The organism is Pseudomonas sp. NBRC 100443 (assembly GCF_030268185.1).
Classification (GTDB): Bacteria; Pseudomonadota; Gammaproteobacteria; order Pseudomonadales; family Pseudomonadaceae; genus Pseudomonas; species Pseudomonas citronellolis.
On sequence record NZ_BSQE01000003.1, the window covers coordinates 216344 to 230046 of the forward strand.

Below are 13703 nucleotides of genomic sequence, written 5' to 3' on the forward strand. Positions count from 1 at the left end.
TGAAGCCGAAGCCGAAGCCGAAGCCGAAGCCGAAGCCGAAGCCGAAGCCGAAGCCGAAGCCGAAGCCGAAGCCGAAGCCGAAGCCGAAGCCGAAGCCGAAGCCGAAGCCGAAGCCGAAGCCGAAGCCGAAGCCGAGCCGCTGGCGGACGAGCCGCCGCTGCCGATCGTCGACGAGAGCGAATCCGAGCCCGAGCCCGAGCAGGAGCCGGAGACCGAAGGCACGGCGCCCGAGGCGGTCGACCCGGTGCTGGAGGAAATCGACCTCGCCACCTTCCTCCATGAGGCGGAAAGCGATCCCAGCGCCCAGGCCCTGGAGCAGTCCGACGACGTCGAGCCCGCGGCGGAACCGGCGTTCGAACCGCTGGAAGTGCACGACCAGGAATTGGTGGACATCTTCCTCGAAGAAGGCTTCGACATCCTGGAAAGCGCGGCCGGCGCGCTGCAGCGCTGGATGGGCAACGTCGACAACGGCGTCGAGCTCGAAGCCCTGCAGCGTGACCTGCATACCCTCAAGGGCGGCGCGCGCATGGCCGAGATCCGCCCCATCGGCGACCTCGCCCACGAACTGGAATACCTCTACGAAGGCCTCTGCGGCGGGCGCCTGCGCGCCAGCGACGGGCTCTTCGCCCTGCTCCAGCGCTGCCACGACCGCCTGGCGGAAATGCTCGAGGCGGTGCAGGGCCGGCGGCCGGTTCCCGAGGGCGAGTCGCTGATCGCGGCGATCCGCGACTTCCGCGCCAACCCCGACGAACAGCTGAGCATGCCCAGCAGCGTCAGCCTGCAGCCGCTGGTGCCGTCGCTGCTGGCCGGCGACGAGCCGGCGGCGGACATCATCGACATCTTCCTGGAAGAGGCCGACGACCTGCTCGAAGGCATGGAGCACGCCCTGGGCCGCTGGGACGCCGATGGCGACCACGGCGCCCTCGACGAGCTGCTGCGCATCCTCCACACCCTCAAGGGCGGTGCGCGGCTGGCCGGGCAGAACGCCCTCGGCGACCTCGCCCACGACCTCGAGGAGCACCTCACCGAAGCCCAGCGTCAGGGCGCGCCCTGGCCGGACAGCCTGCTGCTCGACGTGCAGTCCGGCTTCGACGGCCTGCAGAACGAAGTGGACCACCTGCGCCAGCAGGTCGGCGAGGCCGATGCCGCCGCGGAAAGCGCCGCGGCCGTCACGCCGCCGCCCGCCAGCGAGCCGGAGCCGGTCGAGCCGCCGCTGCCGGTCCTGGCCGCCGGCGCCATCATGGCCGTCGCCGAGCCGCCGCGCAGCGAGGCGCCCAAGGTGCTGCCCTTCGTCCAGCGCGCCCAGGAGGCCGCGCAGCAGGCCGCCGCGCGGCGCGCCCCGCAGGAGCTGGTGAAGGTCCCGGCGCCGCTGCTGGAGAACCTGGTCAACCTGGCCGGCGAAACCTCCATCTTCCGGGGCCGCGTCGAGCAACAGGTGAGCGACGTCGGCTCCACCCTCACGGAGATGGACGCCACCATCGAGCGGGTGCGCGACCAGTTGCGCCGCCTCGACACCGAGACCCAGGCGCAGATCCTCTCGCGCCACCAGGCCGACGCCGAGCGCGCCGGCTACGAGGACTTCGACCCGCTGGAGATGGACCGCTACTCGCAGCTGCAGCAGCTGTCCCGCGCGCTGTTCGAGTCCGCCTCCGACCTGTTCGACCTCAAGGAAACCCTGGCCGCGAAGAACCGCGACGCCGAGACCCTGCTGCTGCAGCAGGCGCGGGTCAACACCGAGCTGCAGGAAGGCCTGATGCGCACCCGCATGGTGCCCTTCGACCGCCTGGTGCCGCGCCTGCGGCGTATCGTCCGGCAGGTCGCCGGCGAACTGGGCAAGCAGGTGGAATTCATCGTCGGCAACGCCGAAGGGGAAATGGACCGCACCGTGCTGGAGCGCATAGTCGCGCCCCTGGAGCACATGCTGCGCAACGCCGTCGACCACGGCATCGAATCCGCCGACGCGCGCCGCGCCGCCGGCAAGCCGGAGGCCGGCAGCATCCGCCTGGAGCTGGGCCGCGAGGGGGGCGACATCCTCCTCAGCCTGGCCGACGACGGCGGCGGCATCCGCCTCGACGCGGTGCGCCGCAAGGCCGTCGAACGCGGCCTGATGGCGGCCGATGCCGAGCTTTCCGACCACGAGGTGCTGCAGTTCATCCTCGAGGCCGGCTTCAGCACCGCCGAGAAGCTCACGCAGATTTCCGGGCGCGGCGTCGGCCTGGACGTGGTCAACGCCGAGGTCAAGCAGCTCGGCGGTTCCATGAGCATCCACTCGGAGACGGGGCAGGGCACCCGCTTCGCCATCCGCCTGCCCTTCACCGTATCGGTGAACCGCGCGCTCATGGTGCTTTCCGGCGAGGACCTGTACGCCGTGCCGCTGAACACCATCGAGGGCATCGTGCGCGTCTCGCCCTACGAGCTGGAGGCCCTCTACGAGGAGGGCGGCAAGCAGGGCCATGCGCCACACTTCGAATATGCCGGGCAGGACTACGAGCTGAAATACCTGGGCGATCTGCTGAACAACGGCCAGCAGCCCAAGCTGGTGGGCCAGTCGCTGCCGTTGCCGGTGATCCTGGTGCGCTCCGCGGAACACGCGGTGGCGGTGCAGGTGGACGCCCTGGCCGGCTCCCGCGAGATCGTGGTGAAGAGCCTGGGCGCGCAGTTCGCCGGGGTCAGCGGCATCTCCGGGGCGACCATCCTCGGCGACGGCCGCGTGGTGGTGATCCTCGACCTGCTGGCGACCATCCGCGCCCGCCTGGCCAGCCTCGCCCTGCATGCCCAGCCGCGCCGCGCGCTGCCCAATGCGCCGCAGGCGGACAGCGAGCAGCAGCGCCCGACCCTGGTCATGGTGGTGGACGACTCGGTCACCGTGCGCAAGGTCACCAGCCGCCTGCTGGAACGCAACGGCATGAACGTGCTGACCGCCAAGGACGGGGTGGACGCCATTGCCCAGCTGCAGGAACACAAACCCGACATCATGCTGCTGGACATCGAGATGCCGCGCATGGACGGCTTCGAGGTGGCCACCCTGGTGCGCCACGACGAGCGCCTGAAGGACCTGCCGATCATCATGATCACCTCGCGCACCGGCGAGAAGCACCGCGAGCGGGCCCTGGCCATCGGCGTCAACCGCTACCTGGGCAAGCCCTACCAGGAGTCCGAGCTGCTCGACAGCATCCAGGCGCTGGTGACCGCCCATGCCTGAGCAGAGCGGCGCAAGGATCGCGATCATCGCCGACACCTCGCTGCAGCGCCACGTGCTGCAGCAGGCGCTGGCCGGGCATGGCTACCAGGTGGTGCTCAACGCCGACCCCGGGCGCCTGGACGAGGCTCAGCTGGCCGCCTGCGAGACCGACCTGTGGCTGGTCGACCTGGCCCAGCAGGAGGACACGCCGCTGCTCGACAACCTGCTGGAGCAGGCCCAGGTGCCGGTGCTGTTCGGCGAGGGCCATGCCCCCGAGCGGCTTTCCGAGCATTACCCGCGCTGGGAACGGCGCCTGGTGGGCAAGCTGCGGCGCCTGGTGGGCGACCCCAGCGCCAATGTCGGCCAGAGCCTGGAGGCGCTGCTGAGCGAGGCCCAGCGGCCGAACCGCATCGCCTTGCCCGACGACCTGGCGGCCTCGCCGCTGCAGGTGGGCGAGCCGGCGCGCCAGGTCTGGCTGCTGGCCGCATCCCTGGGTGGCCCGGCGGCGGTCAAGGCGTTCCTCGATGCGCTGCCGGGCGGCCTGCCGCTGGCCTTCCTCTATGCCCAGCACATCGCCCCGTCGTTCGAGCAGAGCCTGCCGCAGGCGGTGGGGCGGCATAGCCAGTGGCGCGTCAACCTCGCCCGCGACGCCGACTGGCTGCGCTGCGGCGAAGTGGTGGTGGTGCCGGTGCAGCACGAGCTGGGCTTCGCCGAGGATGGCCGCATGCGCCTGGGCCAGCGGGCCTGGCCGGAGCCCTACAGCCCGTCCATCGATCAGATGATGCTCAACCTCGCCCAGCAGTTCGGCAGCCGCTGCGGGGTGATAGTCTTCAGCGGCATGTGCAGCGACGGCAGCGCCGCGGCCGCCTACGTGCGCCGCCAGGGCGCCGAGATCTGGACGCAGCGCGCGGACGGCTGCGCCTGCTCGAGCATGCCCGACAGCCTGCGCGAGGGCGGCTACAGTACCTTCTCGGCCGACCCGCGCGAACTCGCCGCGGCCCTGGTCGAACACCTGGCCGCGCAGTGTGCGGCCACTGGAGTGGAGTCATGAGTGATCTTTCCTTGCCGCAGGAAGCCCCTGTGAACGGCACCCCGGCCAACCTCGGCGCCGACGAGGCGCCCGCCAGCCTGACCGGGCTGCTGGTGCCCCTGGCCGACCGCACCCTGCTGCTGCCCAACGTGGCCGTGGCCGAACTGATCGCCTACCGCGCGCCCCAGGCGCAGCCGGGCCTGCCGGCCTGGTACCTGGGCCAGGTGGCCTGGCGCGACCTGCGCCTGCCGCTGCTGTCCTTCGAGGCGGCTTCCGGCGGCGCGGCCCAGGTCGGGCCGGGGGCGCGGGTCATCGTCCTCAACGCCCTGGGCGGACGGCCCCACGTGAAGTTCCTGGCGCTGCTGGCCCAGGGCATCCCGCGTTCGCTCAAGGTCGGTCCCGAGCTGCCTCGCGCCGAGGCCGAGCTGGCGCCGCTGGAACTGGCGGCGGTGAGCGTCGGCGACGACCTGGTGCGCATCCCCGACCTGGTGGCGCTGGAGCAGAAGCTCGCCGACGCCGGGCTGATCTGAGCCCCCGGCCATGGCGCTGCGTCACGCCTGGCTGGGCGATGGCTGCGAAGTGGCCAGCGCGGCGCTGAGCGGGCACCGCTTCGACAAGCACAGCCACGACGAATTCGTCATCAGCGCCAACCTCTGCGGCAGCGAGGACATCTGGCTGGACGGCCGCAGCTTCCAGGCCGGCGCCGGCGACATCACTCTCTATAACCCGGGGCAGATCCAGGGCGGCGGCGCCGCCGACGGCCAACCCTGGCGCTTCGTCAGCCTCTACCTGCCGGAAAGCATGCTGGCCGCCAGCCTTGGCCTGCAGCGCCTGGCCTTCGAGCGGCCGCTCCTGGCGCACCCGCAACTGGCGGGGGAACTGGCCCGTGCGGTGGAACTGGCCCTGTCCGGCGATACCTTCCTGCGCGAGCGCGGTGAGGAGCGCCTGACCCTGGTGCTGGCCGAGCTGGCGCGGCACGCGGGCACCCGCCCGCCGCAGACGGCGGCCTTGGGCCGGCGTCCGGTGGAGCGCCTGCAGGAACTGCTCGCCGCCAACCTCGCCGAGCCGCTGAGCCTGGAGGCCATGGCGCAACAGGTGCAGGTCTCCAGGTTCCACCTGCTGCGGGCCTTCAAGCAGCACACCGGGATGAGTCCGCGGCAGTGGGCCATGCAACTGCGCACCCGGCGCGCGCTGGCGCTGCTGCGGGCAGGCGTCGCCGTGGGCGATGCCGCCCATGCCCTGGGTTTTGCCGACCAGAGCCACCTGACCCGTCACTTCCGCAGCGCCTACGGCATCAGCCCCGGCCGCTACCAGCGCACGCTGCGCGGCTGAAGCGGCGCAATCCGGTTCAAGTTTTTCCGCCATCGCCTGGGGAGAATAGGCGCATTCCCGCTTTCCGGAGTTCCGCCCCATGCTCGCCATCTTCCTTGCCGCCCTGCTGTTCGGCTTCGCCTTCAACATCTCGCCGGGGGCGGTGTTCAGCGAAACCCTGCGCCGTGGCCTGACCGGCGGCTTCCGTCCGGCGCTGCTGGTGCAGTTGGGTTCATTGATCGGCGATGCGGTCTGGGCCTTGCTCGGGCTGACAGGCCTGGCCCTGCTGCTGGCCCATGAACAAGTGCGCGTGCCGCTGACCCTGGCCTGCGCCGGCTACCTGGCCTGGCTCGGCATCCAGGGCCTGCGCGACGCCTGGCGCCCGCCGCTGGACGACCTGGAGGCGGCCACCAGCGCCGGCAACGCCTTCGCCTCCGGGGCGGCCATCTCGCTGTCCAACCCGAAGAACGTGGTCTACTGGGGCGCGCTGGGCAGCGCCCTGGCCGGCATCGTCGAAGGCGCCCCGAGCCAGGCGCAGTCGCTGGTGTTCTTCGCCGGTTTCATGCTCTCGTCGCTGATCTGGTGCTTCCTCTGCGCCGGCCTGGTGGACTGGCTGCGGCGCAACACCTCGCTGTTCTGGCACCGCGTCAGCTACGCCGGCTGCGGCCTGCTGCTGCTCGGCCTGGCCGGATTGGCGCTGCGCGGGCTTTGAGGGCGCGCGTCTGGCGCGCCAATCGCTACGGCGATGGGTATCGCTTCGCTCAACCCATCCTACGGGGCTTCGAACCCACCTGTAGGAGCGGATTCATCCGCGATCCGGCCGACGGGCCGGTTCCGGGATATCGCGGACGGAGTCCGCTCCTAGGCTGCGCCAGCCGCGGCGTTCCCCTGTAGGAGCGCGCCCTGCGCGCGAACCGCGGGCATGGCCCGCCACGATGGGGCCGGGGAGGCACGGTCGCAGGACCTTGTCCGCGATAGCCGAAGGTTCCGCCGGCTACCTCAGAAATCGCCCCACAGCTGCTGCGCCACGCTCAGTGCCACCACCGGCGCGGTCTCGGTGCGCAGCACCCGCGGGCCCAGGCGGGCGGCGTGGAAGCCGGCGGCCCTGGCCTGTTCCACCTCGGCGTCGCTCAGGCCGCCTTCCGGGCCGATGAGGAAGGCCAGGCTGCCCGGGCGGGCGTGGCTGGCCAGAGGCTCGGCCACCGGGTGCAGGACCAGCTTGAGGTCCGCTTCGGTGGCCTGCAGCCATTCGGCGAGGCTGATGGGCGCGTCTATCTGCGGCAGCACCGAGCGGCCGCATTGTTCGCAGGCGCTGATGGCGATCTGGCGCCAGTGGGCGGTGCGCTTGTCGGCGCGTTCGTCCTTCAGGCGCACTTCGCAGCGTTCGCTGACGATCGGGGTGATCCGCGCGGCGCCCAGTTCGGTGGCCTTCTGGATCGCCCAGTCCATGCGCTCGCCGCGCGACAGGCCCTGGCCCAGGTGCAGGCGCAGCGGCGACTCGGCCAGGCCGGCGAAGCTTTCGCGCAACTCCACGCGCACGTTCTTCTTGCCTACTTCCACCAGTTCGCCGAGGAATTCCTGGCCGGAGCCGTCGAACAACTGCACGGCATCGCCGGCGGCATGCCGCAGCACGCGGCCGATGTAATGGGCCTGGGCCTCGGGCAGCTCGTGCTGGCCGAGGGCGAGGGGGGCGTCGATGAAGAAGCGGGAAAGGCGCATAGGAAACAAAGCCGCTGAAGGCTGGAGGCTGAACGAAGAGCGGCATGGTGCAGCCCGCTTTGCATTTCGTCCAGCCTTCGGCCTCCAGCGCTCTTCTCGGCTCTCAGCCGCTAGCCCGGATCCCGATGATCCGGGTACAACCCGCTGACCGCCACGCTCACCGAGTCCCGGCAGGCGATGTCGATGCCTTCGCTGGCCACTTCGGCGAGGAAGTCGATTTCCTCCGGGGTGATCACGTAGGGCGGCAGGAAGTACACCACGTTGCCCAGCGGGCGCAGCATGGCGCCGCGTTCCAGGGCGTGCTGGTAGACCTTCAGGCCGCGGCGCTCCTGCCAGGGGTAGGCTGCGCGGCTGGCCTTGTCCTGGACCATCTCGATGGCCAGGGCCATGCCGGTCTGGCGGACCTCGGCCACGTGGGGGTGGTCGGCCAGGTGCGCGGTGGCCGAGGCCATGCGCGCGGCCAGGGCCTTGTTGGCCTCGATCACGTTGTCCTGCTCGAAGATGTCGAGGGTCGCCAGGGCCGCGGTGCAGGCCAGCGGGTTGCCGGTGTAGGTGTGCGAATGCAGGAAGGCGCGCAGGGTGGCGTAGTCGTCGTAGAAGGCCTGGTAGACCTTGTCGGTGGTCAGCACCGCGGCCATCGGCAGGTAGCCGCCGGTCAGCGCCTTGGACAGCACCAGGAAGTCCGGGGTGATGCTGGCCTGCTCGCAGGCGAACATGGTGCCGGTGCGGCCGAAGCCGACGGCGATCTCGTCGTGGATCAGGTGCACGCCGTAGCGGTCGCAGGCCTCGCGCAGCAGCTCGAGGTACACCGGGTGGTACATGCGCATGCCGCCGGCGCCCTGGATCAGCGGCTCGACGATGACAGCGGCGACTTCCCGGTGATGCTGTTCCAGGGTGCGCTCCATGTGCTCGAACATGGCCCGCGAATGGGCTTCCCAGCTCTCGCCCTCGGCGCGCAGGTAGCAGTCCGGGCTGGGCACCTTGAGGGTGTCCAGCAGCAGCGACTTGTAGGTCTCGGTGAACAGTGCCACGTCGCCAACCGACATCGCCGCCACGGTCTCGCCGTGGTAGCTGTTGGTCAGGGTGACGAAGCGCTTCTTCGCCGGCTGGCCGCAGTTCTGCCAGTAGTGGTAGCTCATCTTCAGCGCCACCTCGATGCCCGAGGAGCCGTTGTCGGCGTAGAACACCCGCGACAGGCCCTCGGGCGTGAGGCGCACCAGGCGCTCGGACAGCTCGACCACAGGCGCATGGGTGAAGCCGGCGAGGATCACGTGCTCCAGCTGGTCGACCTGGTCCTTGATGCGCTGGTTGATGCGCGGGTTGGCGTGGCCGAAGACGTTCACCCACCAGGAGCTGACCGCGTCCAGGTAGCGCTTGCCCTCGAAGTCCTCCAGCCACACGCCCTTGCCGCGGCGGATGGGGATGACCGGCAGGCGCTCGTGGTCTTTCATCTGGGTGCAGGGGTGCCAGAGCACCTCCAGGTCGCGCTGCATCCACTCGGCGTTCAGGCCCATGGAAGGTCTCCTCTTGAAGTCGTCGGGCAAGCCTATGCAATGGGACATGGACGGACAAGGCGCGCGCCGCGACACACGGCAGAGGGTGGCATCTGGCCGGCCACTGGGCGCTGGCGTATGCTGCGCGCCTTCGCACCATGTTGGGGGATGCACGATGAAGATTCGATGGCTGCGCGCGGCCTCGCTGCTGGCGCTGGCGGCGTTCAGCGCGTTCGCGCTGGGCAAGGACAAACAGCCGACCGCGATCGTGGTCGGCGGCGGGCTGGCGGGCCTCAGCGCCGCCTATGAACTGCAGCAGTCGGGCTGGCAGGTCACCCTGCTGGAGGCCAAGCCGCAGATCGGCGGGCGCTCGGGCCTGGCCACCAGCGAATGGCTGGGCAACGCCAAGGCCCAGCCGACCCTCAACGGCTACCTGGACACCCTCAAGCTGAAAGCGGTGCCGGCGCCGGAATTCGTGCGTACCCCCAGCTACCTGATCGACGGCGTCTACTACAGCTCCGCCGACCTGAAGCAGAAGATGCCCGCCGTGGCCGCCGACCTGGAGCGCTTCGAGAAGTCGCTGAACGATCTCTCGGCGTCCATCGACGACCCGCTCGACCCGCTGGCCAACAAGACCCTCTTCGCCCTCGACCAGCTCAACGTCGCCCGCTGGCTGGACAAGCTGAACCTGTCGCCGACCGCGCGCCTGCTGGTCAACCAGCGCATCCGCTCGCACTATGACGAGCCCTCGCGCCTGTCGCTGCTGTACCTCGCCCAGCAGGGCCGGGTGTACCGCAACGTCGACGACCGCGACTTGCGCGCTGCGCGCCTGCCGGGCGGCAGCCAGGTGCTGGCCCAGGCCTTCGTCAAGCAGTTGAAGACCATCAAGACCAACGCCCGCGTCAGCGCCATCGTGCAGGACAAGGACGGCGTCACCGTCAAGGCCGGCAGCACCGGCTACAGCGCCGACTACGTGGTGCTCGCCGTGCCGCTGCGCGCCCTGGCCCAGATCCAGCTGACCCCGGGGCTCAACGCCAGGCAGCAGGAAGCGCTGAAGAACACCAACTACGGCTGGCGCGACCAGATCCTGCTGAAGTTCAAGCGCCCGGTGTGGGACGACAAGTCGCGCCTGTCCGGCGAGATCTACAGCGACCAGGGCCTGGGCATGATCTGGGTCGAGCCCGCGCTCAAGGGCGGCGCCAACGTGCTGATCAACCTCTCCGGCGACAACGCCCGGGTGCTGCAGGCCTTCGGCGACCGGCAGATGGTCGACCAGGTGCTGATCCGCATGAACAAGTACTACCCGAAGATGCGCGGCGCCTATTCCGGCTACGAAATGCGCCGCTACAGCACCGATGTCAGCACTGGCGGCTCCTACCTGGCCTACGGCCCGGGGCAGATCAGCCGCTTCTGGCGCGCCTGGGAACAGCCGCTGCCGCGCGTCGCCTTCGCCGGCGAGCACACCGACGCGCTCTACCCGGGCACCATCGAGGGCGCCCTGCGCAGCGGCAAGCGCGCCGCCGCGCAACTGCGCGACCTGGCCGACGGCAAGACCGTCAGCATCCCCGCGCCGGCCAAGGCCAGCGAAGCGCCGGCGGCGCCGGCCGCGGGCGAGGGCAAGAAGAAGGGCGCGTTCTCCTGGTTCACCGACATGTTCTGAGCCGCGGTTCCCGCCACTGCCTGTGAAAAAGGGGCGCCTTCCAGCGCCCCTTTTTCTTTGGCGGCGAATAATTCCCGCGCCCGGGGTGTTATCTCGAACGAGGCACAGAAGGCTCTGGAATGCTCGTTAGCCAGCGAAGCTATCTTGTGAATCGATGTTTCAAAGCAGTAATTTCCACTTTTATCCGATCGTTTTGCCGCTAGTCTTGATGCTCCGGCTTTATCAGGAAACCTTTCGATGCAATGGCGTAATTCGCCCTCCCGTTATGGTCTGGTCAGTCTCTTCCTGCACTGGGGCAGCGCTCTGGTGGTCTTCGGCCTGTTCGGCCTGGGCCTGTGGATGCGCGAGCTGGACTACTACGACACCTGGTACCACCGCGCCCCGGAAATCCACAAGAGCATCGGCATCCTGCTGGCCATCGCCCTGATCGTGCGCATCGCCTGGCGCTTCCTCAGCCCGCCGCCGCCGGCCCCGGCCAACCATGGCGCGCTGACGCGCAAGGCCAGCAAGCTCGGCCACCTGGCGCTGTACGGGCTGCTGATCGCGGTGATCGTCGCCGGTTACCTGATTTCCACCGCCGAGGGCAAACCCATCAGCGTGTTCGGCTGGTTCGACGTGCCGGCGACCCTGAGCGGGCTGCCCGAGCAGGCCGACACCGCCGGCGCCATCCACCTGTACCTGGCCTGGGCCCTGGTGGTCTTCGCCGTACTGCACGCCCTGGCGGCGCTCAAACACCATTTCCTCGACCGCGATGCGACCCTCACGCGCATGCTCGGCCGTTCCACGGATTGACCCCACCTAGCACCATATGGAGATCACCATGCTGAAGAAGACCTTCGCCGCCCTGGCCCTGGGTACCGCCCTGTTCAGCGCCGGCCAGGCCATGGCCGCCGACTACAAGATCGACAAGGAAGGCCAGCACGCCTTCATCGAGTTCCGCATCAAGCACCTGGGCTACAGCTGGCTGTACGGCCGCTTCGACGACTTCGACGGCGCCTTCACCTTCGACGAGAAGAACCCGGCCGCCGACAAGGTCAAGGTGACCATCAACACCAACAGCGTGAACACCAACCACGCCGAACGTGACAAGCACCTGCGCAGCGGCGACTTCCTCAACGTCTCGAAGAACCCCACCGCGACCTTCGAGTCCACCGGCGTCAAGGCCGACGGCAAGAACGCCGAGATCACCGGCAACCTGACCCTCAACGGCGTGACCAAGCCGGTCACCATCAAGGCCGAGCTGGTCGGCCAGGGCGACGATCCGTGGGGCGGCTACCGCGCCGGCTTCCTCGGCACCACCACCCTGAAGCTGAAGGACTTCAACATCCAGCGCGACCTCGGCCCGGCTTCCCAGGAAGTCGAGCTGACGCTGTCGGTAGAGGGTGTGCGTCAATAAGACGCGGTTGCAGCGAAACGCCGGCGCAAGCCGGCGTTTTCGTTACTGCGGCAGCTCTTCCTGGGCGTCCAGGCAGCGTTGCAGCAGGTGCGCCATGCAGCGCTGCTCCTCGGCATCCAGCGGTGCAAAGAGCCTGTCATGGGTGCATGCGAGAATTGCCTGGGCCTGGGCATGGACGACCTTGCCGGCCTCGGTGAGGAACAGCTGGAAGCTGCGCTGGTCCCCCGGGTTGCGCTCGCGACGGACCAGGCCGCGGCTCTCCATCTCGCGGACCTTGCGGGTGATCAGCGCCTTGTCGCGGCACATCTGCCGGCCGACGTCCTGCAGGTTGATGAGGCCCTCGGCCTCGGCGATCAGCTCCAGCAGGCGGATGTCCGGCGGCGCCAGGTCGATGCCCTGGGCGAGCAGGCCCATCTGCAGCTGGTTGCGCAGATGCTCGAAGAGCGCCATCAGGTTCTCTGGCAGGTCGGGATTCACGGGACGGGTCATGGCCTGGACGGGGTAAACGGAATGTAAAGCCGATTGATCGGCCGATTCATTTTCCTTATTTTAGTTGACGCTATCAACTTTATGACAAGCCGCTCACGCCGAATGGGAATCGTCTGAAGCGCCCGCCATGGGCTAAAACGTTTCAGGTGGTTACCGACAAGGCTTTCGGTCGTTTACAAACAAACCTGAATGTAAGTATTTTGCCAGCCTTTCCGGCCCGGCTGCCGCCGTGGTGCCGGATGCTTTCGCTTACGAGGACAACGATATGCAACGAACGCCAGCCAAGCGCGCCCTGGTTCCGGCCCTGCTCGTCGCCATGGCTACCCTTGCCGGTTGCGGCAAGAACGAGGCCCCGCAGCAGGCGCAGACCCCCGAGGTCGGCGTGGTGACCCTGCAGGCCCAGACGGTGCCGCTGAGCACCGAGCTGCCCGGCCGCACCACGGCGTTCCGGGTGGCCGAAGTCCGGCCGCAGGTCAACGGCATCATTCTCAAGCGCCTGTTCAAGGAAGGCAGCGACGTCAAGGAAGGCCAGCAGCTGTACCAGATCGACCCGGCCACCTACGAAGCCACCTACCAGAGCGCCAAGGCCAACCTGATGTCCACCCAGCAGCAGGCCGAGCGCTACAAGCTGCTGGTGGCCGACGAGGCGGTGAGCAAGCAGCAGTACGCCGATGCCCAGGCCGCCGCGCTGCAGGCCAAGGCCGCCGTCGACCAGGCGCAGATCAACCTGCGCTACACCAAGGTGCTGTCGCCCATCTCCGGGCGCATCGGCCGCTCGGCGGTGACCGAGGGCGCGCTGGTGACCAACGGCCAGGCCACCGCCATGGCCACGGTGCAGCAACTGGACCCCATCTACGTCGACGTCACCCAGCCCTCCACTTCGCTGCTGCGCATGCGCCGCGAGCTGGCCGCCGGCAACTTGCAGAAGGCCGGCGACAACGCGGCCAAGGTCAAGCTGTTCCTCGAGGACGGTTCGGCCTACCCGCTGGAAGGCAAGCTGGAGTTCTCCGAGGTATCGGTGGACCAGGGCACCGGCTCGGTGACCATCCGCGCGGTGTTCCCCAACCCCAGGCATGAGCTGCTGCCGGGCATGTTCGTGCATGCCGTGCTGCAGGAAGGGGTGAAGGACAAGGCCATCCTCGCGCCCCAGCAGGGCGTCACCCGCGACCTGCGCGGCCAGCCCACCGCCCTGGTGCTGGGCGCCGACGACAAGGTCGAGCTGCGCAACATCAAGACCGACCGCACCGTCGGCGCCTACTGGCTGGTCACCGAGGGCCTGAAGCCCGGCGACCGCCTGATCACCGAAGGCCTGCAGTACGTCCAGCCCGGCGCCAAGGCCAAGGCCGTGCCGGCGAAGAACGTCGCCCCCGCGCCTGAGGCCGGCAAGCCCGCCGCCTCGGACAGCCAGGGTTAACCAAGGGGTT

General features: G+C 69.1%; 12 protein-coding genes. 9 read left to right on the top strand and 3 right to left on the bottom strand.

Annotated elements, in window-relative coordinates; all coding sequences use genetic code 11:
- From QSJ95_RS05220 to QSJ95_RS05240, 5 genes are all read left to right on the top strand, one after another.
- The coding region (locus QSJ95_RS05220) for a hybrid sensor histidine kinase/response regulator (protein WP_285640599.1) at positions 1-3202 on the top strand (3202 nt) is incomplete at its 5' end.
- Positions 3195-4232: a chemotaxis protein CheB gene (locus QSJ95_RS05225; RefSeq protein ID WP_009615262.1), complete on the top strand. Its 1038-nt coding sequence runs from the start codon at positions 3195-3197 to the stop codon at positions 4230-4232. The genes QSJ95_RS05220 and QSJ95_RS05225, both read left to right, overlap by 8 nt.
- Positions 4229-4741, top strand: coding sequence for a chemotaxis protein CheW (locus QSJ95_RS05230; RefSeq protein ID WP_058072684.1), 513 nt, complete (start codon positions 4229-4231; stop codon positions 4739-4741). Before QSJ95_RS05225 ends, QSJ95_RS05230 begins: the two co-directional genes overlap by 4 nt.
- Before the next feature lie 10 nt (positions 4742-4751).
- Positions 4752-5543 carry an AraC family transcriptional regulator gene (locus QSJ95_RS05235; protein ID WP_285640603.1) on the top strand — a complete coding sequence of 264 codons (792 nt, stop codon included), beginning with the start codon at positions 4752-4754 and terminating at the stop codon, positions 5541-5543.
- A gap of 79 nt (positions 5544-5622) precedes the next feature.
- Complete coding sequence (locus QSJ95_RS05240) at positions 5623-6234, top strand: LysE family translocator (RefSeq protein ID WP_043269477.1); 612 nt, start codon at positions 5623-5625, stop codon at positions 6232-6234.
- A gap of 287 nt (positions 6235-6521) precedes the next feature.
- Here the strand turns inward: QSJ95_RS05240 and QSJ95_RS05245 are convergent, their stop codons facing one another.
- Both QSJ95_RS05245 and QSJ95_RS05250 read right to left on the bottom strand, forming a co-directional pair.
- Positions 6522-7241: a 16S rRNA (uracil(1498)-N(3))-methyltransferase gene (locus QSJ95_RS05245; protein WP_069862478.1), complete on the bottom strand. Its 720-nt coding sequence runs from the start codon at positions 7239-7241 to the stop codon at positions 6522-6524.
- A 110-nt stretch (positions 7242-7351) separates the two neighbouring features.
- Positions 7352-8755, bottom strand: coding sequence for an adenosylmethionine--8-amino-7-oxononanoate transaminase (locus tag QSJ95_RS05250; protein WP_285640606.1), 1404 nt, complete (start codon positions 8753-8755; stop codon positions 7352-7354).
- Between the two features lie 154 nt (positions 8756-8909).
- Between QSJ95_RS05250 and QSJ95_RS05255 the strand changes: the two genes are divergently transcribed.
- The 3 genes from QSJ95_RS05255 to QSJ95_RS05265 all read left to right on the top strand — a co-directional run bounded on the left by QSJ95_RS05255 (position 8910) and on the right by QSJ95_RS05265 (position 11790).
- Positions 8910-10394: a flavin monoamine oxidase family protein gene (locus QSJ95_RS05255; protein ID WP_269961748.1), complete on the top strand. Its 1485-nt coding sequence runs from the start codon at positions 8910-8912 to the stop codon at positions 10392-10394.
- Between the two features lie 237 nt (positions 10395-10631).
- Entirely contained in the window at positions 10632-11186 is a 555-nt protein-coding gene (locus QSJ95_RS05260; RefSeq protein WP_009615275.1) for a cytochrome b, read from the top strand.
- Positions 11187-11214: 28 nt separating this feature from the next.
- Positions 11215-11790, top strand: coding sequence for a YceI family protein (locus tag QSJ95_RS05265; RefSeq protein ID WP_009615277.1), 576 nt, complete (start codon positions 11215-11217; stop codon positions 11788-11790).
- Positions 11791-11832: 42 nt separating this feature from the next.
- On the opposite strand, the gene QSJ95_RS05270 is transcribed toward QSJ95_RS05265, so the two are convergent.
- Positions 11833-12279, bottom strand: a complete 447-nt coding sequence (locus QSJ95_RS05270; protein ID WP_009615279.1) for a MarR family transcriptional regulator — start codon at positions 12277-12279, stop codon at positions 11833-11835.
- Between the two features lie 265 nt (positions 12280-12544).
- Here QSJ95_RS05270 and mexA point away from each other — a divergent pair, with 265 nt between their 5' ends.
- Complete coding sequence (gene mexA, locus QSJ95_RS05275) at positions 12545-13693, top strand: multidrug efflux RND transporter periplasmic adaptor subunit MexA (protein WP_285640611.1); 1149 nt, start codon at positions 12545-12547, stop codon at positions 13691-13693.
- Positions 13694-13703: the final 10 nt, after the last annotated feature.

Excerpts from the sequence above, each read along its gene's own strand:
- QSJ95_RS05255 (WP_269961748.1), top strand. The coding sequence starts at position 8,910 with ATGAAGATTCGATGGCTGCGCGCGGCCTCGCTGCTGGCGCTGGCGGCG.
- QSJ95_RS05230 (WP_058072684.1), top strand. The coding sequence starts at position 4,229 with ATGAGTGATCTTTCCTTGCCGCAGGAAGCCCCTGTGAACGGCACCCCG.
- QSJ95_RS05235 (WP_285640603.1), top strand. The coding sequence starts at position 4,752 with ATGGCGCTGCGTCACGCCTGGCTGGGCGATGGCTGCGAAGTGGCCAGC.
- QSJ95_RS05260 (WP_009615275.1), top strand. The coding sequence starts at position 10,632 with ATGCAATGGCGTAATTCGCCCTCCCGTTATGGTCTGGTCAGTCTCTTC.
- QSJ95_RS05270 (WP_009615279.1), bottom strand. The coding sequence starts at position 12,279 with ATGACCCGTCCCGTGAATCCCGACCTGCCAGAGAACCTGATGGCGCTC.
- QSJ95_RS05240 (WP_043269477.1), top strand. The coding sequence starts at position 5,623 with ATGCTCGCCATCTTCCTTGCCGCCCTGCTGTTCGGCTTCGCCTTCAAC.
- QSJ95_RS05225 (WP_009615262.1), top strand. The coding sequence starts at position 3,195 with ATGCCTGAGCAGAGCGGCGCAAGGATCGCGATCATCGCCGACACCTCG.
- QSJ95_RS05265 (WP_009615277.1), top strand. The coding sequence starts at position 11,215 with ATGCTGAAGAAGACCTTCGCCGCCCTGGCCCTGGGTACCGCCCTGTTC.
- QSJ95_RS05245 (WP_069862478.1), bottom strand. The coding sequence starts at position 7,241 with ATGCGCCTTTCCCGCTTCTTCATCGACGCCCCCCTCGCCCTCGGCCAG.
- QSJ95_RS05250 (WP_285640606.1), bottom strand. The coding sequence starts at position 8,755 with ATGGGCCTGAACGCCGAGTGGATGCAGCGCGACCTGGAGGTGCTCTGG.
- mexA (WP_285640611.1), top strand. The coding sequence starts at position 12,545 with ATGCAACGAACGCCAGCCAAGCGCGCCCTGGTTCCGGCCCTGCTCGTC.